Annotated in this window: 18 protein-coding genes; 6 read left to right on the top strand and 12 right to left on the bottom strand. The window is 69.4% G+C overall.

All coding sequences use genetic code 11. The features are described from left to right. Positions 1-34: 34 nt before the first annotated feature. Both ACQP2T_RS08640 and ACQP2T_RS08645 read right to left on the bottom strand, forming a co-directional pair. The gene (locus ACQP2T_RS08640; protein ID WP_433515656.1) at positions 35-1,423 is read right to left on the bottom strand and encodes an alpha/beta fold hydrolase; all 1,389 of its coding nucleotides are present in this window, start codon (positions 1,421-1,423) and stop codon (positions 35-37) included. A gap of 248 nt (positions 1,424-1,671) precedes the next feature. Beyond that, complete coding sequence (locus ACQP2T_RS08645; protein ID WP_433515657.1) at positions 1,672-3,732, bottom strand: prolyl oligopeptidase family serine peptidase; 2,061 nt, start codon at positions 3,730-3,732, stop codon at positions 1,672-1,674. A gap of 29 nt (positions 3,733-3,761) precedes the next feature. Between ACQP2T_RS08645 and mshB the strand changes: the two genes are divergently transcribed. The 3 genes from mshB to ACQP2T_RS08660 are packed head-to-tail and all read left to right on the top strand — an operon-like array spanning position 3,762 to position 5,632. Then, complete coding sequence (mshB, locus tag ACQP2T_RS08650; protein WP_433515658.1) at positions 3,762-4,667, top strand: N-acetyl-1-D-myo-inositol-2-amino-2-deoxy-alpha-D-glucopyranoside deacetylase; 906 nt, start codon at positions 3,762-3,764, stop codon at positions 4,665-4,667. Positions 4,668-4,678: 11 nt separating this feature from the next. Next, entirely contained in the window at positions 4,679-5,113 is a 435-nt protein-coding gene (locus tag ACQP2T_RS08655) for a DUF6113 family protein (protein ID WP_433515659.1), read from the top strand. An 18-nt stretch (positions 5,114-5,131) separates the two neighbouring features. Beyond that, positions 5,132-5,632, top strand: coding sequence for a flavin reductase family protein (locus tag ACQP2T_RS08660; RefSeq protein WP_358179311.1), 501 nt, complete (start codon positions 5,132-5,134; stop codon positions 5,630-5,632). 623 nt (positions 5,633-6,255) lie between these two features. Here the strand turns inward: ACQP2T_RS08660 and ACQP2T_RS08665 are convergent. Then, the gene (locus tag ACQP2T_RS08665) at positions 6,256-7,230 is read right to left on the bottom strand and encodes a hypothetical protein (RefSeq protein ID WP_433515660.1); all 975 of its coding nucleotides are present in this window, start codon (positions 7,228-7,230) and stop codon (positions 6,256-6,258) included. A 90-nt stretch (positions 7,231-7,320) separates the two neighbouring features. Between ACQP2T_RS08665 and ACQP2T_RS08670 the strand changes: the two genes are divergently transcribed. Together ACQP2T_RS08670 and ACQP2T_RS08675 are read left to right on the top strand one after the other, a co-directional pair. Then, positions 7,321-7,752, top strand: coding sequence for a hypothetical protein (locus ACQP2T_RS08670; protein WP_433515661.1), 432 nt, complete (start codon positions 7,321-7,323; stop codon positions 7,750-7,752). 328 nt (positions 7,753-8,080) lie between these two features. Next, entirely contained in the window at positions 8,081-9,019 is a 939-nt protein-coding gene (locus ACQP2T_RS08675; RefSeq protein ID WP_433515662.1) for an MBL fold metallo-hydrolase, read from the top strand. Positions 9,020-9,050: 31 nt separating this feature from the next. Here ACQP2T_RS08675 and ACQP2T_RS08680 read toward each other — a convergent pair whose 3' ends face one another. From ACQP2T_RS08680 to ACQP2T_RS08720, 9 genes are all read right to left on the bottom strand, one after another. Beyond that, positions 9,051-10,097, bottom strand: coding sequence for a hypothetical protein (locus tag ACQP2T_RS08680; RefSeq protein ID WP_433515663.1), 1,047 nt, complete (start codon positions 10,095-10,097; stop codon positions 9,051-9,053). A 251-nt stretch (positions 10,098-10,348) separates the two neighbouring features. Then, a complete protein-coding gene (locus ACQP2T_RS08685) occupies positions 10,349-13,009 on the bottom strand; it encodes a penicillin acylase family protein (RefSeq protein WP_433519738.1) in 2,661 nt (886 codons plus the stop codon). Between the two features lie 370 nt (positions 13,010-13,379). Continuing rightward, the gene (gene cysS, locus ACQP2T_RS08690) at positions 13,380-14,738 is read right to left on the bottom strand and encodes a cysteine--tRNA ligase (RefSeq protein ID WP_433515664.1); all 1,359 of its coding nucleotides are present in this window, start codon (positions 14,736-14,738) and stop codon (positions 13,380-13,382) included. Positions 14,739-14,904: 166 nt separating this feature from the next. Further along, complete coding sequence (locus tag ACQP2T_RS08695; protein WP_433515665.1) at positions 14,905-16,752, bottom strand: sigma factor-like helix-turn-helix DNA-binding protein; 1,848 nt, start codon at positions 16,750-16,752, stop codon at positions 14,905-14,907. Between the two features lie 48 nt (positions 16,753-16,800). Continuing rightward, the gene (locus tag ACQP2T_RS08700; RefSeq protein WP_433515666.1) at positions 16,801-18,621 is read right to left on the bottom strand and encodes a UvrD-helicase domain-containing protein; all 1,821 of its coding nucleotides are present in this window, start codon (positions 18,619-18,621) and stop codon (positions 16,801-16,803) included. 3 nt (positions 18,622-18,624) lie between these two features. After that, the gene (locus ACQP2T_RS08705) at positions 18,625-20,667 is read right to left on the bottom strand and encodes a hypothetical protein (protein WP_433515667.1); all 2,043 of its coding nucleotides are present in this window, start codon (positions 20,665-20,667) and stop codon (positions 18,625-18,627) included. 153 nt (positions 20,668-20,820) lie between these two features. Further along, positions 20,821-21,597 carry a class I SAM-dependent methyltransferase gene (locus tag ACQP2T_RS08710; protein WP_433515668.1) on the bottom strand — a complete coding sequence of 259 codons (777 nt, stop codon included), beginning with the start codon at positions 21,595-21,597 and terminating at the stop codon, positions 20,821-20,823. A 101-nt stretch (positions 21,598-21,698) separates the two neighbouring features. Beyond that, positions 21,699-22,760 (bottom strand): ABC transporter substrate-binding protein, encoded by a 1,062-nt coding sequence (locus ACQP2T_RS08715; protein ID WP_433515669.1) that lies wholly within the window; start codon positions 22,758-22,760, stop codon positions 21,699-21,701. Between the two features lie 17 nt (positions 22,761-22,777). Beyond that, positions 22,778-23,008: a putative acetyltransferase gene (locus tag ACQP2T_RS08720; protein WP_357944220.1), complete on the bottom strand. Its 231-nt coding sequence runs from the start codon at positions 23,006-23,008 to the stop codon at positions 22,778-22,780. Between the two features lie 103 nt (positions 23,009-23,111). On the opposite strand from ACQP2T_RS08720, the gene fdxA reads away from it, so the two are divergent. Next, complete coding sequence (gene fdxA / locus ACQP2T_RS08725) at positions 23,112-23,438, top strand: ferredoxin (protein WP_357944222.1); 327 nt, start codon at positions 23,112-23,114, stop codon at positions 23,436-23,438. The last annotated feature ends 71 nt before the right edge of the window (positions 23,439-23,509 follow it).

Raw genomic sequence — 23,509 nt, forward strand, 5'->3', positions numbered from 1 at the left:
TGCCGACACTTGATGACCCACCTCTGGCCGGTGGTCAGCACTTAGCTTCAGAGGACGGCAAGGTGCGGTCCGTCAAGTAGCGGAACATGTGGGTGCGGGCGCACTCGTTGAAGGCGAAGAGTGTGTGTCCTGGGCCCTCATGGCGGATGGTGGCGCTGCCCGGCACCTGCGTGAGAATCCGGGCGACCGCGTCGGACTCGCGCCAGGCACCAGCGCCCAGCATCGGCGGCAGGCCCTTGGGGAGGGGTGCGGGCGGGTTGGTCACTGATACCGGCCAGCCGATGCAGCCGAGCGTGCCCGTCGCCAAAGTGTTGGCCGCGCCCGCGTTGGGGGCGATCTTGCGGAGCCGGGCGATCGTCTTGTCGAGCTCGGCGCGGCCGGCGGGGCGTGGCCAGTCGGTGCATTCGGTGACGCCGGTCGACTGGTCGGGGTAGCGGGAGCCGCGGGCGGGGACGAAGCCGGAAGCGTCGCCGCGTACGGCCTTACGGAGGGCCTCCGCCAGCTTGGGATAGCTGTCGGGACCCTGGTGGGCGAACCCCATGGCGAGGGATTGCAGGTCGCCCCCCGTATAGGCGATCCCTGCGGACTTGGCCGGGACCGGGGAGCGGTCGGCCTTGGCGACCAGGCCGCGCCATTGGGCGGACAGCTCTCGGCACTTGCCGGCACCGGCGCACCAGGTGAAGAAGCGGTTGAAGGACGTCTCGTTGTCCTTGGCCATGTTGACCATGTCGGTGGTCCAGTCGGTGCCGCTGTGGCTGATCGTGCCGTCGAGCACCATGGTGCGCACCTGGCCGGGGAAGAGCCGGGCGTAGTCCTGCGCGTAGATCCCGGCGTAGGAGGCGCCGTAGAAGTTGAGCTTGCCGTCGCCCAGGGCCTTTCTGATGGCCTCCATGTCTCTGGCGTGGTCGGCCGAGCTCATGTTGGCGAACAGCTCGGGGTCCTTGTTGCGGCAGACTTCCGCGTAGCCGCGGTTGGTGTCGGAGAGCCGTCCGAAGTCGGCGTCGTCTTTGGGGAAGTCGGGCAGCGGGATTCGGGTCCAGGTGCAGGCCAGCCCGGTGCTGAGGCCGCTGAACTGCGTGCCGTAGCCGCGGGTGTCCCAGGTGATGACGTCCATCCGTTCGCGCAGCTTGGCCCAGAGGTCCGCGTAGGTCTGGGTCAAGGCGATGCCGGGGCCACCGGGGCCGCCGTAGGCCACCAGGACCGACCCTTCGGAGGAGGTGCCTGTTGCCTTCAGCCGGCCCAGCTTGAGGGTGATCTTGCGGCCGTCGGGTTTCTGCCAGTCGGCGGGGACCTGGAGGTCGGCGCAGGTCATCCCCACTTTGTCGTTGGGGCAGGCGGACCAGTCGAGGGTGGCCGCCTGCTGGGACTGGACGCCAGCGCCGAGGAGGGCCATGGCGATGGAGAGGGAGATGTGCTTGAGCATGCGGACGACGATCCCGCAGAGGGGGTTGCGGGCACATCGGACCAGGGGCTGGTCTGGAAGGAGGCGAATCAGCCCGTGGCATGTCATGCCACGGGCTGATGACACCTGCGAGGCGGCTCACCCCGAATGGTCGGCCGACGAGAGTCACCCACTGCGCGGGAAGCCGGGCCACTGTCACCTAGAGCGCGGGTAGCCGGGCCACTGTCACTTACAGCGCGGGATGCCGGGCCACGGCCCGCCCCAGGCGGTCACACGCCCAACGACCTCTTCAGGAACTCCACCTGCAGCAGCAGCAAGTTCTCCGCCACGACCTCCTGCGGCGTCATATGGGTGACGCCCGACAGCGGGAGCACACTGTGCTGCCGCCCCGCCGCCAGCAGCGCCGACGACAGGCGAAGCGTGTGCGCGGCCACGACGTTGTCGTCGGCCAGACCGTGGATCAGCAGCAGCGGCCGCTCCAGCTTGGCCGCATCGCCGAACAACGAGGAGTTGTCGTACACGTCCGCCTGCTCGTCCGGATGCCCCAGGTAGCGCTCGGTATAACACGTGTCGTACAGCCGCCAGTCCGTCACCGGCGCCCCCGCCACCGCGGCGTGGAACACGTCGGGCCGGCGCAGCACGGCCAGTGCCGCCAGGAAGCCGCCGAACGACCAGCCCCTGATGGCCACCTTCGTCAGGTCGAGGTCATCGGGGTATTGCTCGGCCACCCCCTGCAGGGCGTCGATCTGGTCCTCCAGCGGGGGTGTGGCCAGGTCGTTGAGTACGGCGCGTTCGAAGGCGGGGCCCCTGCCCGGGGTGCCGCGGCCGTCGGCCACGATGACGGCGAAGCCCTGCTCGGCGAACCACTGGCTCTCCAGGTAACCGCCGCGACGGTTGAGCACCCGCTGCGCATGCGGCCCGCCGTACGGATCCATCAGGACCGGCAGCTTCCGCGAGCCCTGCTCGTGCCAGGAGGGCAGCACCACGGCGGTGGAGAGGTCGCGGCGGCCGGAGCGGCCGAGCGAGACCCGCAGGTCGAGGCCGGGGCGCTCGGCCAGCGAGGGGATCGGGATGGCCATGCCGTCACGCCGTACGACCGTGGTGGACACACCCTCGGTGTCGAGGCTCTGCTCGGTCAGTACGCCAACGCCGCCGGACATCCGCCCAGAGAACACGCCGGACCGGGTCGACACGGGCAGCAGCGAGTGGCCGTCCCAGGTCCACAACTGGATCTCGGTGGGGTCGCCGCTCGCGCTGAACAGCACGCTGTCGTGGTCGACGTCGAGCACCGCGCGTACCTGCAGGGTGGGCGGGGTGACGGCGCGGTCACCCACGAACAGGCGATTGCCGCCGTCGGACGCGGCCACCCAGACCAGCGAGCCGTCGTCGAGGTGGGCGGGAACGCCGGTGACGACGTCGACCCAGGCCGGATCGGCGTCCTCGCGGACCAGCGTGGACACGCCGGTCGCCGGATCGACCGCGAACAGGCGCAGCCTCTTCTGATCACGTGACATGGTCACGATCGACAGCGCATGGGAGCTCCAGGCGGCCGTCGTGAGGTATTCGTCCTCGTACGGCACCGCCACGCGCGACCCGTCGACTCCGAGCACGAACAACTGGGTCACCGCGTTGGGCGTGCCGGCGGCCGGATAGCGCTGGGCCGTCGCGGGCCGGTCCGGGTTGGCCGGGTCGGCGATGTGCCAGGTGAGGACCGGAGCCTCGTCGGCCCGTTCGACCAGGAGCGCGTCGCTCGACGGCGACCACCAGTGGCCGCGCATCCGGTCCATCTCCTCGGCGGCGATGAACTCGGCCAGGCCGTACGTGACGGTCGGCGATTCGGGCTCCGCGAGCGCGCGGTCGTCACCTGTCGCGAGGGTGTGCACCCGCAGGGCGCCCCCGCTGACGTACGCGACCCGCCGGCCGTCCGGGGAGATGCGCGGGTCGATGACCGCGCCGGGCGTCTCCAGCCGCCGGGTGTCGCCGTTGGGCAGCTCGGTGACGTACAGGCCGCCGGCCAGCGCGAAGGCGGCCCTGGTCACCGAGGAGTCGGTGCTGTAGCCGACCACGCCGCCCGCCTGCTCGCGGCTGCGCTCGCGCCGGGCGCGCTCCTCGGGCGGGAGGTCGCCGTCGTCGAGCGTGCGGGGGTCGACCACGAGGCGCTCGACGTGAGTCTCGGTGTCGAGTTCCCATAGGCACGTCACCGGGTCGGTGCCGGACTTCGTACGCAAGAACACGACTTTGCCGCCATCGGGGGAGATCGTGAAGCCCCTGGGCACTCCGAGGGTGAACCTGCGGGTCCTGGCCGACAGGCGCGGGAAGCTCTCACTCATGCTCTAATCCTGCCAGTACGCTCGAACGCATGACTGACCGACGGCTGCTCCTGGTGCACGCCCACCCCGACGACGAGTCGATCGGCACCGGCGCGACGATGGCCAAGTACGCGGCGGAAGGCGCGCACGTCACGCTCGTGACCTGCACGCTCGGCGAGGAGGGGGAGGTCATCCCCCCGGAGCTCGCCCACCTGGCCGCCGACCGCGACGACACGCTGGGCACCCACCGCATCGCCGAACTCGCGATGGCCTGCAAGGCGCTCGGCGTCGAGGACCACCGCTTCCTGGGCGCGCCGGGCCGTTGGCGCGATTCGGGCATGATGGGCGTCGCCTCCAACGACCGGACCAACGCGTTCTGGCGGGCCGACCTCGACGAGGCGGCGGGGGAGCTGGTCAAGGTCATCCGCGAGGTACGGCCCCAGGTCCTGGTCACCTATGACGACAACGGGTTCTATGGGCATCCCGACCACATTCAGGCACATCGCGTTTCGCGGCGGGCGTACGAACTCGCCGCCGACCCACGCTTCGGCGAGGGTGCGCCGTGGCGGATCACGAAGTTCTACCACACGGCCGTCGCCAGGTCGGTGATGCGCCGTACGGCCGAGGCGCTGCGCGCGGCCGACGTCGGCTTTGTCGTCGAGGAGGTCGACGACATGCCCTTCGCCAGCCCCGACGAGGTGATCACCACGGAGATCGACGCGCGGCCGTGGGTCGGCAACAAGCTGGACGCCATGCGCGCGCACGCTACGCAGATCAGTGTGGACGACCCGTGGTTCGCGCTCTCGAACAACATCGGCCAGGAGGCGCAGGGCGTCGAGCACTACATCCTGGCGCTCGGTGCGCCCGGCCACGCGATGCCTGGCCCGCCGATCGAGGCGGGCGGGATGGGAGCGCCGCACAACCGCGAGAACGATCTCTTCGCGGGCATCCACTAACCTCGTTCTTCATGGAGCAACGCAGCCAGGCCGAGTCGGCGTTGGGTGGGGCCGCCTACGGCATGCTGTTCGTGTTGGGGCTGGTCATGGGCATCGTGGGCGGGTTCACGCAGGCGGTTTGGCACGTCGGTCCCGTCCCGTTCGTCGGGATGATCCCGGGCTCGGCGATCGGCTGGCTGCTCGCGCTTTTCGGCGTCTGTTTCGGGGCGGGCAAGCTCATGGGTTCGCGCCTCGGGGTGTCGGTGACGGCGCTCGGGTGGCTGCTGGTGTCCATGCCGTTCTCGCTCAGGCTCTCGCAGGGCGACCTGGTGATCTCCGGTAACCCCTCCGGGTTCGTCTACCTGTACGGGGGCATGGCGGCGGTGGTCGTGGCCTTCTGGCTGGCGCCCTCGTCGGGCGGCGGTTCCTGGTTGTTGCATGGCCAGCAGCCAAGGAACCCGACTTAGAGGCATAAAGTAGCGATCGTGCACCATGGTTCCACAGAGCAGCACGTCGATCGGGACATCTACCGCAAGGTGGTCGGCCGATTCGCCACTGGAGTCGCGATCGTCACGACCAGGCTCGACGGGATCGATCACGCGATGACCGTGAACTCGTTCACGTCCGTGTCGCTGGACCCGCTGCTCGTACTGTTCTGCGCGGAGAAGGTGGCCCGGTTCCACGACGCCGTGGTGGAAGCGGGTGTGTGGGGGGTGTCGGTGCTGCCGGCCTCCATGGAGGACGCGTCGCGGTTCTTCGCACATCGGGGGCGGGAGCTCGACGGGCAACTGGAACGCTGGGCGCACCATCGGGGCGAGTCGGGCGTGGCGCTCTTCACCGACGCCGTGGCGACGTTGGAGGCCCGGACGACCTCCGTCCATGAAGGCGGCGACCACTCGATCGTGGTGGGTGGGGTGACTGCGCTGGGCGCGCGCGCCGACGACCGTCCGCTGCTTTACCACCAGGGCCGCTATAAGACGTTATGAGCAGTCTTTTGCGGCTGGCCTGGGTGTGTGACTGGGGACTGTCCCGGGGGCACGCTCCTCGGGTGGAGGTGGCTGGGCGCCGATTCGTTTTGCGATCCTTTACGGCAGGCCTGGTGAGCCCCACCGACCGCACGGGGTCGGGCTCTGCCCAGGGGCACGCTCCTCCGGTGGAGGCGGCTGGGCGCCGATTCGTTTTGCGATCCTTTACGGCAGGCCTGGTGAGCCCCACCCACCGCACGGGGTCGGGCTCTGCCCAGGGGCACGCTCCTCCGGTGGAGGTGGCTGGGCGCCGTGACGTGCGCATTCTTGACCCCGGCCGTGGTCACTCGTGGGCCGGTGCTCCTATGTGATGGGCCCTGTCGGCCCTACGGGCGGAATGTGGGTCCCGTGGGTGGAATGTAGGTTCCTGCAGCCCTGTGCGCCCGGCGCGCGTGACTGTGCCCGCGCCCGTGTGCCTGCGCGAGCGTGTGGCCATGTGCCCGTGCCCCTGTGTTCCCTGTGCGTGTGCGCATTTGCCTATAGCCCTGTGCGCGTGTGCGTCTGGTCGCGTGTGGCCGTGTGCCTATGTGCCACGGTGACCGCCGACCCGGCGCCCGAGAGGGAGCCGGGTCGGCGGGCCGGGGTTATTGGGCCTCGGGAGCTGGGGTCGTCTCTGTTGGTGCTGGTGTTTCGGACGCCGTGTCCGTGGACGCCGGTGTTTCCGCCGTGGGGGTCGCCGACGGCGTTCCCGCCGATGGCGGGCACGTGGGAACCGGGTCTGCAGCGGACTCGGTCGATGCCGCCGTCTCGGTGGCCGTCACGGACGCTGTGTTCGACGCCGTCTCGGGCGCTGCTTCGGGCGCTGTCTCGGACACCGTGTTCGACGCCGTGACCGACGGGGTGGGGGTCGGGGTGGGTTCGGGGGCTGCCGAGATTGTCGGAGTTGCCGAGTTTGTTGGGGTTTCTGGGGTTGTCGGGGTCTCGGTGGGGGCCAACGGTTCTGCGGTGTTGGGTTGGCAGGTGAAGGTGACCGTGGCGGTGACGGTGGCAGCTGGGGCGGCTTCAGTGACCGTGGCCGTGGACTGCTGGGTGACCGTGGCGGTCGCTGTGGCAGTTTCGGTCACTGTCGCGGTCGCCGTATTGGTTACCGAATCGCTGGTGCCAGGGGTGCCGGTGATCGTCGCCGTTGGGGTGGCTGTCACGGTGCGGGTGGGCCAGGGCAGGACCTTGACCTTGATGCCGGGTTTGCCCTTGACCTTGTAGCTACCCTTGCCGATCTTCTTGCTCGTCTGGCCGGCACCGGTGGTCACGGGGAGGTCGGTGGCCGTCGTCTTGCACGACTTGGCCTTGCAGACCTTCTGTTTCACGCTGAACCTGGCCGCTCCGTCGTACTTGATGGAGACATCCAGATACGAGACGCCCTTCTTCTTGACGACCTTCGTCTTCGCGGTGTACTTCCCGACTTTAGGGGTGGGGGTCGTCGTCGGGGCGGCGGCGGGTAACGCCACCTCTACGCGGAGAGGAGGGCCAGTGGAACTGAGGGGATCGGACGCTGACGTCTGGGTGATCGCGACTCCGCCGACTCCGGCCAAGGCCATGGTGCCGACCAGCGCGCCCACGATGGTGAATCTCATAATCCTGCTCTTGGGGGAGATTTCAGGACGCGGATCATTATTCCGTCTTGTCAAGATTGGTCAAGGCTGAAACGCATGAACAGGCGCTATCGGTTCCGGCGGGTGGTGAACTACGTCAATCTCTCCACCCCGCTCGGTCTGCTGATCTCCGTCGTCGGCGGTGCCACGAGGCAGAGTGGGCCCAACGGCCTCGTCCTCGCGTTCGGCTACCGCTACCGCTTCCCCATCGCCGGGGCTTTCACCGTCGGAAATGTCGTCCTGACCAGGCGCGACTCGCTCGAAGAGCAGCTCATCCGGCACGAGGGCCGGCACGCCACCCAGTGGGCTTGGTGCGTCGGTCTGCCGATGCTTCCGCTGTACTTGATGGCCATGCTCGTGTCTGTAGTGGTCTGCGGGCACCAAGCCTCGTACAACGTCTTCGAACGGCTGGCCGGACTCGACGACGGCGGATACCCACGCGCACCCCTCTGGTGGAGAAGGGGCGGGGGCCGGGATCGGTTGGGGTGATCCACATACTCCACTGGTCAGGCTTCACCAGGTCGGGGCAATGGTTGGTTTCAGTGATCTATATGCGCCTCGGGTGGGGAGGGGGCGGGGGTTGGCCGGACGATCCGTGTATGCCTCGGGTGGGGAGGAGATGCGGGTTGGGGGCGGTTGGGTGATCCGCGCATACCTCGGGTGGGGCGGGGGGTGGAGTTGGGGTACCCGTGTACGCCTCTGGTGGAGTGGGGGTTGGGGGCGGTTGAGGCGATCCGTGTACCTCTCTGGTGGGGAAGGGGCGCAGGTCACGATTGGTCTGGGTGACTGATCCGCTACGTAGGGCAGAGCGTCGCGTATGACGCAGACGATCGAAGTGCCGCACTGGCCGGACAGCTTCAAGGACCGCCTCACCGCCCCCCTCCCCGAGTTTCGTGAGTTACTGAGCGTCACCTGGCACGGCGCGTTCCGTCCGGACATCGGTGACGCCGACCAGATTCCGGTGCTGCGTAACGGCGGTCTTCCTCGGGCAGCCACCGGCGAGACCATGGTCACCTGGGTGGGTCACTCCACGTTCGTCCTGCAGATCAGAGGTTTGACGATCCTGACCGATCCGGTTTGGTCGCGCAGGATTCCCGGTGTACGGCAGCGGCTGACGCCTCCGGGTGTCGCCTGGAGCGACCTGCCGAGGATCGACGCCGTGGTGATCAGCCACAACCACTACGACCACCTGGACGCGCCCACCGTGCGCAAGCTGCCGAGGGACACGCCGATCCTTGTGCCTGCTCGGCTGAAGACCTGGTTCGACCGGCGTGGCTTCAACCGGGTGACAGAGCTTGATTGGTGGGAGTCCACGTCGATCGACGGCGTCACATTCGACTTCGTACCCGCCCACCACTGGAGCCGGCGGACTGTCTGGGACACGTGCAAGACGCTTTGGGGTGGGTGGGTGATCGACGGCTCGGTCTACTTCGCGGGCGACACCGGCTATGGAGACCGGCTGGCGCAGATCGGGGACAGGTTCGGTGGGCTGGATCTGGCGCTCATGCCGGTGGGGGCGTATGAGCCGCACTCGTTCATGAAGGCCGCGCACGTCAACCCCGAGGAGGCGGTGCGGGGCTGCCTGGACGTCGGGGCGCGGCGGATGGCGACCATGCACTGGGGCACGTTCGTGTTGTCGGGGGAGCCGCTGCTGGCGCCGGTCGAGGCCGCACGGTCCGCATGGCGCGCCCAGAGCTTGCCACGAGAGGGTCTGTGGGATCTGGCGATCGGGGAGTCACGTTCCTTCGTCTCCTGAGGGGTTTGGGCTGTGGGTCGACGGGCGGGGGTTACGTTCCTTCGTCTCCCGATGTGTGGGGGTTGTGCGGTTGTGGGCGGAGGAGGGTGCCCAGAGTCAGGGCGCCGATGGCCAGGCCTGAGATCGCACCCGCGCAGAGCACCGAGGCGGTTGACGGGCTGACGATGGTGATGTCGAAGAGGGCCAGGGCCGAGACGATCGCGGAGACGGTGATGTACGTCCAGATCGCCAGTCGTACGACACGCAGGCGGGTTTGCTCGGACGGGTGGGTGCGGGAGAGGAGCCAGGCCAGGGCGGGCAGCAGCAGCACACCGTGCATGAGGATGGCGTGGGCGGGTTTGAGCGAGCCGGCCACTGTGTAGGCGAGCTGCTGGGAGCCGGTTATAGCCTCGAACACTCCGCGGGCGATCATGATGCCCCCGAAGGCCATCGCCGCCAGGAACGTGCCGAACCCGGCCTGGACGGCCAGACGCATGCTGGGTGATCCGGCCAAACGTGCGATGGGTGACCCGCTGGGAACCGTGCTGGGTGAGGTGAGATTCGTGATGGAGGACCCGCCGAGATCTGTGCTGGGTCCGGTGTGATCCGTGGTGGGCGACCCACTGAGACCTGTGCTGGGCCCGATGAGACCCGTGGTGGGGGTGCCGCCGAGGTCCGCGCTGGGCGACTTGCCCGTGTTCGGGTGTGAGGGGCGGAAGGCGCCGACCGTCATGAAGATCGCTACGGCGATCAGGGTGAAGCCGCCGGCGGCCAGGGTTCTGGCGATGAGCGAGTCCACGTCGGTGGACATGTTGAAGTGCGAGGGCACGCCGCGCCACGCCTGCACGCTGATGAGCGCGACCTCCACGACCGAAGCCGCGGCGAAGACGCCCAGAAGGACGTTGCGCCTGCGTAGCCGGATGAACTGTGACACCCAGGTGAGCGAAAGCACGCTCAACCCGAACGAGACCCCGAACGTGAACGGTTTGCGCCACGACACAGGGCCGTCCCACGGGCCACCGTCGAGCACGAGCACGCCCAGGTGGACGAGCCCGGAGACGATCAGGAGCAGTCCGATCAGGTACCAGAGGCGAGTCATGTTCGCCATGGTGACGTGGGGGAGGGGGTGTGGGCGTCAGCCCAGGGTCTTGATTCCAGATACGGCTGTGGTCGTAGCTGCCAGGTCAGGGGATGAGGCACAGAGGTTATGTGAGGCACAGAGGTTTGGGAGCACCCCACCAGCACAGGGAGCAAGGGGCGAGGTGCCTGGTCAAGGGGCGAGGTGCCTGGTCAAGGGGCGAGGTGCCTGGTCAAGGGGCGAGGTGCCTGGTCAAGGGGCGAGGCCCCTGGTCAAGGAGTGAGGCGCAAGGTGTGGACGGCGGTCTTCTTGACGGTTGCCGGTCTCGAGTACATCGGGAGTAATTGTCCCTTCGCCCACAGCGGTGCCTGGTCCCAGTAGTTGTCGTGGAACGCGTGCCCCGAAGCCCCCGTCAGGTTGATCCATCCAGACTTGTCCAGATCGCCCAGATCGACGATCATCCGCATCGACGGTACCGAAGTCACCGCGTAGTCGCGCTGCGCGTTCCAGCCGGTGGCGTTCGGAGCGTCCTTGCTGCCCGGTACCTCGAACGGGCCGCGGTTGAAGAGTGCCTCGATGGGCGCTATGCCTGATGTGCCAAGTGAGCCGTTGGTGAGCGTCAGCTGGTGCAGGTCGCCCCAGCGCCAGGCCGCGACGTCCGTGCCGAGTCGGTCGGACACCTCCTGGTAGGCCGAGGCCAGTGCCTGCTGGACGATGTCGTCGCGGGTCTCGGTACGGCCCTTGGTCGTGGTGTCGTCCCAGTACGGGTCGTCGGGGGTTTCGAGCAGCCGCTTGATCACCTCGTACCAGCGGTCCCCGCCGCTCGGCCTGGCACCGGCGGGCAGGTCGTCATCGAACGTCAGCTTGAGCAGCTGCCGCCAGACCGCGTTGAAGTACGCCGCGGGAGCCGAGTCGACGCCCTGTGAGCCGTCCCAGTCCTTCAGCGACTGCCTGGCCTGTACGGCCGGACCCGCCAGAGGCACCCGCATCAGGGCGGGGACCAGGGTCTTGGCCAGGCCGTTCTGGGTGTCCTGCTGGATCTTGGACATGGTCGTGGCGTCGACCTTGCCCTTCGCGAGCTCCTGGTTGAGCCGGTCGATGATGCGCTGGGAGCGATAGCCGTACGCCCAGTCCTTGGTCAGCATCGGCCGGTACTGCCTGGGGTCGATGACGGCGTTGTTGGCCGTCACGATGTAGCCGTCGGAGGGGTCCTCCATGGAGGGCAGCTGGTCGTAGGGGATGGGGGCGGTGCGCCAGTCGTACTCGCCGGTCCAGCCGGGCACCGGCCATGTGCCGTCGCCCTTCTGGCGTACGGGGATCCGGCCGGGTGCCTGGTAGCCGATGTGGCCCTCGGTGTCGGCGTACACCAGGTTCTGCGCCGGCACGTCGAAGAGCGCGGCCGCGGCGCGGAACTCCTGCCAGTCGGTGGCCGAGTTCAGCGCGAAGATCGCGTCGACCGTGGTGCCGGGCGTCAGGGCGGTCCACTGGAGGGCCACGGCGTTCGCGCCGTCGCTCGGTTTGACGTCGCCCATCACCTCGTTGATCAGTGGGCCGTGCCGGGTGCTCCTGACGTTCAGCGTGACCGTGTCGCCGCCGGCCACCTTGATCTTTTCCTGCCGGGTCTCCAGCTTCACCGGCTCGCCCTTGTACAGGTACGTGTCGCCCTTCACCCGCTCCAGGAACAGGTCGGCCACGTCGGGGCCCAGGTTGGTGAAGCCCCAGGCGATCTTGTCGGTGTGGCCGATGATCACGCCGGGAACGCCGGAGAAGCTGAACCCGGTCACGTCGTACGCGCAGGATTCCGTGATCTTCCGGCAGTGCAGCCCGACCTGGTACCAGACGGACGGCATCTGCGCCGACAGGTGCGGATCGTTAGCCAGCAAGGGCTTGCCGCTGGCCGTGTGCTCGCCGGAGACCACCCACGAGTTCGACCCGATGCCCTCGCGGTCAGCGGCGCTCATCGTGCCGGGCACCGCGTCGAGCGCCTTCGCGGCCTGGGCGAGCGCCCTGGCCGCGCCCTGGCCTGGTGTCGTGGTCTCCTGCGGCGTGGTGCCGCGTGGCGTGGTCTTGCGGGTCGTGGTGCCACGGGGAGTAGTGCCGCGTGGAGCGGTGCCGTCCGTAACGGTGTCGCGTGGAGTGGTGCCGTCCGTTGTGGTGCCGTCTGTTGTGGTGCCGCGCATGGAGGTGTCGCGTGCGGGCAGCCGGTCGCGCTGGTCGAAGCGGTCATCGGCGATCGTGCCCTGAGTGACGATCGGCATATGGCTGTCGTACGGATAATCCGGGTACAGCTGCTCGACCCGGGCCCGAGGCAGCTTGGTAAGCGCCAGAGCGCGGTCGATCTCGTCTTCCATGTTGGAACGCAGGTCCCACGCCATGGCCTTGAGCCAGGCGACGGAGTCGAGCGCGGTCCACGGCTCGGGCTTGTAGGACCCGTTCTGTACCTTGAGCACCGAGTATTCGAGGCTCCGGTCGGAGGCGTTGGGGTTGGCCTGGAGCCAGGTGTTGACGCCCTTGGCGTACGCGTCGAGGTAGCGGCGGGTGCTTTCGCCCAGCTCGGGCAGCTCCTGCTCGGCCACCTTCCGCCAGCCCATGGTCCGGATGGCCTTGTCGTTGTCGAGCGTCGCCTTGCCGAACAGCTCCGACAGCCGCCCTGAGGTCACGTGCCGCCGGAAGTCCATCTCCCAGAACCGGTCCTGCGCGTGGACGAACCCCTGCGCCATGAACAGATCCTCGGCCGTGTCCGCGTAGATCTGTGGAATTCCCGCTTTATCGCGATAAATCTCTACATTCCCGGTTAAACCGGGTAGCCGCACGGTTCCGTCCACCTGAGGGAACGACCGCCGCACCGTGTACACGAGCACCCCGGCGAGCACCAGCGCGAGGACGAGGACCACGGTCAATGCCCGCGCCAGCCACCGGAACGGCCAGGGCATCCAGGCGTAGGGCCGCAACCTCACAAAGACCTCCATCTCTCGCGCAGCCCCTCAATTCTGACAGCCCACGATCACTACTCCCGCCCCACGAGCCCCTCCTGAAACACCGACGCCTACGGGGTTTCAGCACATGGGGACGGCCTGCCAGGGGCAACGAAAGACCGACTGCTTCAACATCGAACCGCGGCCGGGGGAATCTACCGAGACGCGGGCCGATGCTCCGTCTTCAGGCGGGATGGTGTGGGCGCGTGCAGTGATCGGCGCCGGACGGGCGGTGACAGGACGTGGAGACTTGCGGGTAGGCGGGTCGGTGAAGCGTCCGCGTTCATGCTGCGTACGCGGTATGCGTAAGTAGCAGGCGAGGAGCACGTCAATCCCACACCTGTCCGGAGGGCGTATCGGAAACCCGGACACCCATGCTCACGAGGGACTCGCGCAGCCGATCCGACGCCGCCCAATCCCCCGCCTCCCGGGCCCGCGCCCGCTCGGCCAGCAGCTCCGCCGCCCCCGGCGGCAACGCCGGCCGTCGAGACCGCCCGATCTCGACGGCCAGGTCCAGCCCCAGCACCTGGTCCAGATGCAGGAACGACTCCAGCTTCGCCCCCGGCGCCACCGACTCGTCCCGCTCCAGATCCCGCAGCGCACGCAGCGCGGCCGGCGTGTCGAGGTCGTCGTCGAAGGCCGACTCGGCCCGCCGTACGTGGTCGGCCGCCATCGGCGCGCTGGGCGACTCCGACCACTCCGCCACCCGTGTCCGCCACCGCCGTACGGTCCTGTCGGCCGCGTGCAGGGTGTCCCAGGTGAGGTTGAGCTGCTGGCGGTAGCGGTGTTCAAGGAACGCCAGGCGTACGGCCAGCGGATCGAGGCCGGCCTCGGTCACGTCGGACAGCAGCACCACGTTCCCGGTGGACTTGGCCATCTTCCGTCCGTCGAACAGCAGGTGCTCCCCGTGCACCCAGTGACGTACCACCTCGTGGCCGGCCGCCGCGTTCGACTGGGCCCGCTCGTCCTCGTGGTGGGGGAAGCGCAGGTCGATGCCGGCGGTGTGGAGGTCGATGCGCTCGCCGAGGAAGTGCAGCGACATGGCCGAGCACTCGATGTGCCAGCCGGGAAAGCCGCGGCCCCAGGGGGCCTCCCAGGACAGGTCGCCGTCGGAGGGCTTCCAGAGGGCCCAGTCGGCGTGGAAGCGCTTGCGGGGGTCGGTGGTGTCGGGACGGAGGGAGTCGAGGCGGTTGCCGGAAATATCGCCGTAAGTGGGGAAGGACGTGGCGTCGAAGTACACCGCTCCGTCCGGCAGCGCGTACGCGTGTCCCCGCTCGATCAGCTTGGCGATCAGCTCGATCATCAGGTCGATCGTCTCGCTCGCGCGGGGCATGTGCTCCGGCGGCCGCATGTTCAGGGCGGCGGTGTCCCGCTTGAAGGCGTCCTCGTAGTAGCGGGCCAGCTCACGCGGCGAGCGGCCCTCGGCCCGCGCCCGCGTGAGCACCTTGTCCTCGCCGGCCTCCGAGTCGTCGGCCAGATGACCTACGTCGGTGATGTTCTGGCAGACCACCATGCGGACCCGCTGCCGCTCCAGGACCCGCCGGATCAGGTCGGACAGCAGCTGGGAACGCAGGTTGCCGACATGCGCGTGGCGATAGACCGTCGGCCCGCAGGAGTACATGCGCATGGCGCGGGCGGGGGCGATCTCCTCGACCTGCCTGGCGCGCGTGTCGTAGATCCGCAACATCCCCCGAGCCTAGCCCCCGACCTTCAAGGAAAACCTCCGAGGAACCGCCGACGATGGAACCGCCGACGATGGAACCGCCGACGATGGAACCGCCGACGATGGAACCGCCGACGATGGAACCGCCGACGATGGAACCCCAGACGCGCCCAAAGAGACGCCCGAACAGTCAGCCGCCCAGGAAGCCGACGATGTCCCGGTCCCCCCGCTCCCGCAGCCGCGCCAGCACCTCGTCCCGCGTCGCCGTGTCCGGCAGTCCGATACGTGCCCCGATCAGCCGCAGCCCCTCCATTTCCGAGGTGACCGGAGCGGTGTAGCCGATCAGATAGAGCGCCCGGTTCAACGGCGGCATCCCCGGAGCCGCCGCGGGCAGGTAGCGGGTCAGCAGCTCGCCCCCGTCGGACACGGTGAGGAAGACGTGGTCGCCCTCCCCGGCCTTGAAGTCCGCCAGTACGTTCCTGATGGATCCCATGGTCGGCTGGTTGTGCCAGCTGACCACCACGTCCCCGGAAGGCGTCGCGGCCGTGAGCTGCCCGCCGGGAGCCATCCCCAGGTACGCCGCGAACCCCGTCGGCAGCGGCGACCCCGACCCGCGCAGGTGCTCGGCGTTGACGTCGACGCGGTGCCACCAGCGGCCGTCGCGGCTGCGGAAGCTGCGCCGGGTCTCCGACACGTCCCTGCGCGGCTGGTACGGCTCGGCCTCACCGGTCGGCGAGGTGCCCGCCACCCGGATCCAGCCCCGCTGCGTCCGCTCGAACCCGGGACCGCCCGAGTAGGCGCGTACCGAGCTCTCGCTGACGTCGTAGCGGGAGGTGAGGTTCGAGACGATTGTGCTGACCGACGCCTCGCCACCGGCGCGCTCGATCTCCCTGGCGATCATCTCCCTGATCCCCAGGTATTCGTCGCCGCCCCATCTGGTCAGCCCGTACTTGTTCCGGTCCACGCGGCGGAAGCGCTCGTCGGCGGTGAGCTGGTTGCGGATGCCGACCAGGCTGTAGTCCTCGCCGATGCGCTCCTGGATCTCCTCCGGCGTCATCGGCCGCCCGGCCACCGCCAGGACCGCCTCCGCCTTCTCGTTGATGCTGCGCGGCCACGGGACCACGTGCTGGTCCAGCACGCGCAGCTGCGGCACGGCCAGGATCCACCGCTCGGCCACGTCCTCGCGAATGCCGAGCTGCGTGACCATGGTGACGGCCTCGGCGATCGGCCGCGGGCCGTCGGTGAACAGCTGGCGCGTCTTCTCCCTCAGCTCGTCCGCGCCGCCCGCGATCAGCCAGTCGTCGGCCTGCTCGTACCCGGTCAGCAGCGTGCGGACGAACCGCCAGGCGGGGATGCCCAGCGTGCGCAGCTCGCCGCGGTGCCACGGCACGGCCGCGGCCAGGTCGTCGGCGGGTACGGCCGAGCCGAGGCGGCCGCGCAGCCAGGTGACGTGCGCGACGAGCGAGACCGCCTCCGGGCCGCCCAGCCAGGCTTCGACATGGTCGCGCAGGTCGCGTTCGATCTGCCGGATCCGCTCCCGCGTGACCGAGAAGCGCTGTGCCAGCTCGTCGAGCGTGGCCCGCTGCGAGGCGTACAGGCGGTCGCGGGCGATTGCCCGCTGCCGCTCGTCCAGCGCCGCGAACAGGCCGTCGATCAATTCGGGCAGTGGCTTGTCCGGCCGGGCCACGGCCGCGGCGACCGGCTCCGACGGAGGTTCGAGCAGGCGCTCGAACACCCCGCTGAACAGCTTCTGCACGACGTCCTTGCCCAGCATCTCCGGCGTGCGCTCGGCCTCGGCGGGGTCGGAGAAGCGCAGCAGCGGCAGGATGTCGCCGACGAGCAGGTGCCCCCAGCAGGCCACGGCGAGATCGGCGAGATGGCCCGCCACGGTCTGCGTGGTGATGACCGCGCACGCGCGGTCGAGGGGGATCGTCTGCCACCACGCCTCGGGCAGCTGGGGCTCCTCCACGATCGGCGCTATCTGCACAGGAGAAGTCCAGCGCAGCGGTGGCGCGAGGTCGCTCAGGCTGAGGTTCATTGAGGTCCAACCGGCAATGGGAAGATATCCGCAGTTCAGACTATGTGATCAGAGTGACAGAAAGGGGCTACCTCTTCCTGAATGGGAGATATAGAGCATGGATCGAGCCCGCGTGCAGGCTACATACAGCATGCTCCGTTCCCGTTGCAGTGCTCTCGCCCGGGCCCCCGGTTCGTCGGGCGGCGGTTCGGGCACCACGCCCTCCGCCACGCCGATGAGCGCGACCCGCTCGAACTCCAGCCCCTTCAGATTCTGGAACGCCGCCACCCGCACGCCCGCCCGCCCGAGCGCCTTGCGCGCCTCACGGACCAGCTTCGAGGTGCGCGCGCCGACGGCGATCTCATCGGCCGGGACACCGTCGTCCAGCCAGGAGGCGACTGTGGCCACCAGCCCGGCCAGCTCCGCCTCCGGCGAGTCGTACGCCCTGAGCACCGGCCGCTCGCCGTTGCGCAGCGCGCGGAACCCGTACAGCGGGGACATGCCCTTGACCAGCCCGTCGACGGGACCGCCGCCGCGCAGCCGGACCGCGAACGACAGCAGCTCGTGCGGCAGCCGGTAGGACACCTTGAGCGTGTGCTGCAGGGCCGGGATGCCCACCGAGCCGAGCGTCACGCGCGTGTCGGTGATCCGCTGGTGCGGGTCGCCGACGATGAACAGGTCGTCGTGCGCCCGCGGCGCCACCGCCCGCAACAGCCGCCACTGCGACGGGCTGATGTCCTGCGCCTCGTCCACCACGACGTGCCGGTACGGCTTGCGGCCCGGCTCGATGTCGTCGAGCAGGTCGCCGGTGGCCCTCGACAGCAGCCGGAGCGCCTCGTCGGTCAGCTCGGCCAGCGTGCGCGCGCCGGGGCCGATCAGCGCCGGACGCTGGCCCTCGGCGCTGGCCACGATGCGCATCGCCAGCCGCTCGGCGTTGTCCACGTCGACCCGCTTGCGCGTCACCCCGTCGTCGATCAGCCGGTCGAGCCGGTCTGACAGGTCCTCGCCCAGCCCCTGCGAGTACGTCACCAGCAGCACCGGTCCGCTCCCGTGCGCGGCCAGATGGGCCGCCCGGTGCAGCGCGATGATCGTCTTGCCGGTGCCCGCCCCGCCGATCACCAGCACCGGGTGCTCGTAGCGCGCGGCGCGGGCCAGCCGGTGCTGTTCCGGACGCGGGAACGCGCACCATTCCGGCGCGTCGAGGATCCGTTCCAGCTCCACCTTGTCGGCGGCGAACACCGCCCGGTCCGGGCTGCGGCGCAGCGCCGCGTGGAAGTCGTTTACATCGATGCCGTCGGCGTCCTCGTCCGTGGCGCGGCAGGCGTCCAGCTCCCGCCAGGCTTCGGCGAGCGTGCCGCCTCGGGCCAGCACCGCGAGCGGCACGTGCTGGGTCGGGGGGAGCAGCGGTTCGAGCGCCTCCACGTCGGCCTCGTTGCTGATGAGCCGTACCAGCGGCAGCGCGCGTACGTCGATGCCCAGCGCGAGCAGATCACCATCGCAGATCGGGGCGAATAACCCCGAAGCACTCGCCGACCGCCGTAACGCGGGTTCGACCCGTTCGAGCGCCTCGGCGTCCCACTCCTCGACGACGCCGATCACCGGGTTGATCCCGTAGCGGTAGCGCTGCGCGTACGACCAAGCCTCGGGATCCGGGAGCACGGTACGCAGCCAGTACACGTCCCGCTGACGCACCACCACGCCCCGATGCCCCGAAGTGAGGCGGAGCGTCGCGATCCGCGGGTCCCTGGCGCCCCTGACCCGCTCGGGGTGCGGAGCGCCCGAGACGTTCAGCAGCAGGCGGCGGAGTGCGACCACGGCGTCCCTGCGCACCGGCTGTGCCAGTGCGCTGAGGTCCCGGGGGAAGTCCGGGGCGATCGCCAGCCGCGGCACGGCTCAGTCCAAGAGTTGCAGCAGGTCGCGGTCCCCGCGTTCGCGGAGCCTGGTGAGCAGGTCGGGCAGTCCGACGGGTCCGGTCATCCCGATCCTGGTGGCGATCACCCTGGCGGCCTGGTCGCGGGTCCCGCCGGGGGCGGTGTAACCGACCAGGCGCAGCGCCTTGGTGATCTTCTCGGCCCCCTGCGCGGCCACCGGCAGGTGCCTGGCCCGCAACACGCCCTCGTCCGACAGCGTGAGGAACAGGTGCCCGCCCTCCTTCGCACCGACGTCCGCGAGCAGCCGCTCGACGGATTCGAGCACCGGCCTGCCGTGCCAGACCATGGTCAGCTCGCCGGCCGCGCTCCGCACGGTCCTGCTCTCTCCCGGCGACAATCCGAGGTACGTGGCGAACCCCGTGGGCAGCGCGCACTCGCCGCCGCCGAGCTGCTCGGCCGTCACGTCGATCCGCAGCCACCACCGGCCGTCCGGCTGGCGGAAGCACCGCCTGGTCTGCGAGACGTCCTTCAGCGGCTGGTACGGCTTGGCCGGCTCGTTCGAGGCGCCGTTGCCCTCGCCCACCACGACCTCGGCCGGAGCGAACGCCTGGAACTGCGGCGTCCCCGGCGGCGGCGACGGCATCGGCGGCACCTGGGCGAACGCGGATGCCGGGGGGACCTCAATGATCTGCGGCTCCGGAGGAGCCGGCGGCTCAGACGGCCTGGCGGGCGCCTCCGACGGCAGCGTGGCCAGCACGAACTGCCAGGCGGGGACCTCCAGCGCGTGGATCTCCAGGGCGTGCCAGTCGGCCGCGCCGATCAGCTGGTCCCTGGGGGCGGCCGGGCCGATCGTCCGGCGCAGCTCGTCCAGATGCGCCCGGTACGGGGCGGCCTCCTCGCTGGCCAGCCACTGGCCGAGGCGGGCCCGCAACTCGGTCTCGGTGGCGGAGATGTCGGCGGGCGGCACGGCGAACAGCTTGGCGAGCTGGTCCACGGCGGACGGCTGGTCGGTGAAGACCCGGTTCTGGGCGACGGCCCAGCTCTTGTCGTCCAGACCGGCGAACGCGGCCTCGATCAGCTCGGGCAGCTCGTGTCCTGCGGGCTCCGCCGGCTCCGGCTCCTCCGATTCGGCCGCCTCGAAGTCCGGTGTGTCGTACTTGGGTTTCGGCTCTTCGGGAGCGGGCTCAGGCTCAGGCGCGGCTTCGGCGTCCTGTGATTCCGGCTCCGCGCCCTCGGCTTCGAGCGCGGCGGCCTCCTCGGCGGCCGGCTCAGACGCGGGCTCGTCGGCGGCGTCCAGGACGGGCTCGGACTCGTGCTCGGTCTCTGGCTCGGCGGCCTCGTCCACGACCGGCTCGTCGTCGGCGTCGAGCACCGGCTCGCCGGCCTCCGCCGCGTCCTCGGCCTCCGCCGCGTCCTCGGCCCCCGCCGCGTCCTCGGCCTCCTGCGCCTCTTGAGGCTCCACCGTCTCTTCGGCGGACGTCGCCTCTTCGGCGTCCGGCGCTTCCTCGCGCTCCGGCGCCTCCTCGGCGATCGGGGCCCGCTCGGAGACGCGAGCCTCCTCGGCGACCGGCGGCGCCTCTACCGGTAGCGCGACAGGCACGGCCTCGGGCGCGTGGGCGGCGAGGGGCAGGGCGGATACCGGCGTCGAAGGGCGTTGGAGCTGGGGCGCGAGGTGTACCAGGGCCGCGAAGAACAGCGTGTTGAGCACCGGACGCGCCTGGATGAACGGCTGGTCCACCAGCTCCCTGCCGGTCAGCGCGAGCAGCCCCGTCCACGACCCGGCGCGGTCCAGCGCGATCGCCACCTGCGGCTCGTCGGCCTCGTCCGGATCCAGGACGTGCAGCGCCGGCAGCACGTCGCCCACGGCGGCGGCCGGCCAGTGCTCAAGCGCGATCTCCGTGAGCAGCTCGGCCAGAGGCTCGGGGCCGATGGCCGCGAGCACGAGCGGCATGGGCAGGCTGCGCCACCAGGCGTCCGGAAGCTCCGGCTGCCCGGTGAGCAGCGTGATCGTGGACGCGTCGCTCCACCTCAACGGTGGTACGAGGTCGCTCAGGCAGAAATTCATCCCGTTCCGTTCACCAGCCCCTCACGCCGCCGTGTCGTCGCAAGGCTCCTCAACTTCGTCAGCGGTGCAGCCTTACTCTCTCCGCCACTCTTTCCGCCGCCCACGAACAGACCATAGTCCGGCAAAACTCCCCCACGCATCATCCACTACGTATCAGCGCCGGACGGCGGCGAAGCGTAGACGGACGTAGTCGGCCATCCAGCCCGTCTCCCTGCGCAGAGCGGGTGCGGCGAGCTCGTTCACCCGCTGGAGCAGCGGCTTGACGATGTCCTGCGGCAGCCCTTCGATGACCGAGGACGCGAACATGCGTACCCAGTCGGCGGCCCCCTGCGGGCACTCCTCGAGCGGCGTCGGCCGGTCGAAGTACTCCAGCAGCCGGACCACGAAGCCCTCCTGCTCCAGCCGGCGGGCGTACTCGGCGGGCGTGGGGAAGTACCAGGGCAGGTCGGGCTCGCGCAGACCGTACTCCCGCCAGGCGGTGTGCATGGCGGCGGTGAGCTCCGCGCAGTTGCCCGCGCCGCCCATCTCGGCCACGAACCGGCCGCCGGGCGAGAGCGCCTCGTGCACGTTGGCGATGACGGAGACGGGGTCGCGGCTCATCCAGTGCAGCGCGGCGTTGGAGAAGACGGCGTCGTAGGCCAGCGCCACGCTGAAGTCGTGCCCGTCGCCGACGATGAAGTCGACACCCGGATAGAGGGCCAGAGCCTTCTCGATCATGGCGGGGGAGCCGTCGATCCCCAGGACGTCGGCACCCCGCGACGCGATCTGGGCGGTCAGCACCCCGGTGCCGCAGCCGAGGTCGAGCACGCGCTCTCCCGGCCGTGGATCGAGCAGGTCCACCAGGGGCGCGCCCTGCGTCGAGACGTAGCCGAAACTGCCGTCGTAGGCGCGACTGCTCCACCGCTCCAAGCTCGGTGTGTCGTATCGCAAGACGATCAGCTCTCATTCGTCAGACAAGGGCCCCCTGTGGCCGTGCTGTCTGTTCACTTTAGAGGTTGATTGTCTCCGCGACATATCAAGTCACAATGGTCTCATCGCACACTTTGCGTCCATCGCTTCTTGAGGTAGGACTTTCCGGCATCTGTCTGCGGAATCGTGAGGAGCACCGGCGGCCCGGGGGCGGCGGGCATTTTGGCTGCCTGCTCGGCGTCGAGCGTGCCGCGCATCAGCATCGCCTCGCCGCGGGCGGGGCGAGCCCAGCCCTTCTGCAGAAGGTTCTGGCCCTCGTCGGAGAACAGGAACTCCTGCCAGAGACGGGCGGCGGCCGGATGCGGCGCGTCCTTGCTGATCGCCTGCACGTGGTAGTCGCCCAGCGGCGCGTCACGCGGGATCGTCACCTTCCACGCCTCCGCGTCGCGGGCGCTGCGGGCGGCGTTGAGGTGGTCCCAGTCCACGATCACGTTGGCCTTGGCCGGATCGGTGAGCCGGCCCGCCTGCCTGAGCTTCGCGAACAGCTCGACGCCGCGCTGCGGCTGTGGCGCGCCCGACACCAGCGAGGCGGCCATCACGCCGTCGAAGGCCGCCGCCGAGTGCAGCGGGTCGCCGTCGAGCGCGACCAGGTAGCCCGGCTTGGCGGCCAGATCGGCGAAGGAGGCGGGGGCGGGGACCTTGCGCGGGTCGTAGCCGAGCGACATGTAGGCGCCGTAGACGCCGTACCAGGCGCCCGCGGGATCCTTGATGTGATCGGGCAGGTCCTGCCAGCCCTGCACCTTGTACGGGGCGAACTTGGCGGCATCGGCCACCGCGACGTCGAGGGTGAGGTCGAACACGTCGGGCTTGAGCTGGGCAGCGGCGTCGATCTCGCGCCGGCTGCTGGCGCCGGGCTCGAGCTCGTTGACCTTGATGCCGTACTTGTCGGTAAAGGCGTCGATGATCGCGCCATAGTTGACCCAGTCCCGGGGAAGCCCGATCACGGTGAGCGAGCCTTCCCGCTTGGCGGTCGCGGCGAGGTTGTCGAGGGTCGTGAAACCCTGCTTCATGGAGGCGGCCTTGACGTTCACCGGCGGCAGCGGCTTCTCGGCCGGGGACGACGACGCGCCGCATCCGGCGCTTGCGATGAGGACGGTTACGGCGGCGCAGATACGTACGGTCACACGACGAATACTCGCCGTTACTTTCGTTCAGGTCGAGGAGGCGCGGCCGGAACGACCTTGGCCGCCACCAGCACCTCTTCGGAGATCTCCACCAGAGTGCCGTCTCTCTTGCGGACACGCAGCACGCCGCCGTCCCAGGATTCGAGAATCCCGACGGCGTCACGGAAGCCTTCCGGAACCCGTCTGCGGGTGGTGATCCGGGCGCCGACGTCAGCGGTTGTGATCGCGATCACGAGGCGAGCGGCCACGAGTTTGCCACCCTCCGTTTCGGCCAGTTGGCAAGCACGGCAATACTAGGGCTAGCAGACCGCCGTCAGAGTCATGCCATGGTGCGGAGAGAAGGAGCTCGAGGTGACCTACGTCATCGCGCAGCCTTGCGTGGACGTCCTGGACAAGGCGTGCATCGAGGAATGCCCCGTTGATTGCATTTACGAGGGCGAGCGCATGCTTTACATCCACCCCGACGAGTGCGTGGACTGCGGCGCTTGCGAGCCAGTGTGCCCCGTCGAGGCCATTTTCTACGAAGACGACCTTCCCGAGCAGTGGAAGGAGTACTACAAGGCGAACGTCGACTTCTTCGAGGACCTGGGCTCGCCCGGTGGCGCCTCCAAGGTCGGCAAGATCGACAAGGACCACCCGGTCATCGCCGCGCTGCCGCCGCAGGCCGAAGAGCACTAGCCCGTCCCCCGCAGCGGGGCGCCCGAACGGCGGGCCCCGCTGCCGGGCGTACGGCGCGCACGCCTGAGAGG

Origin of the sequence: Nonomuraea sp. CA-143628, assembly GCF_050942315.1 — a bacterium.
Lineage (GTDB): Bacteria > Actinomycetota > Actinomycetes > Streptosporangiales > Streptosporangiaceae > Nonomuraea.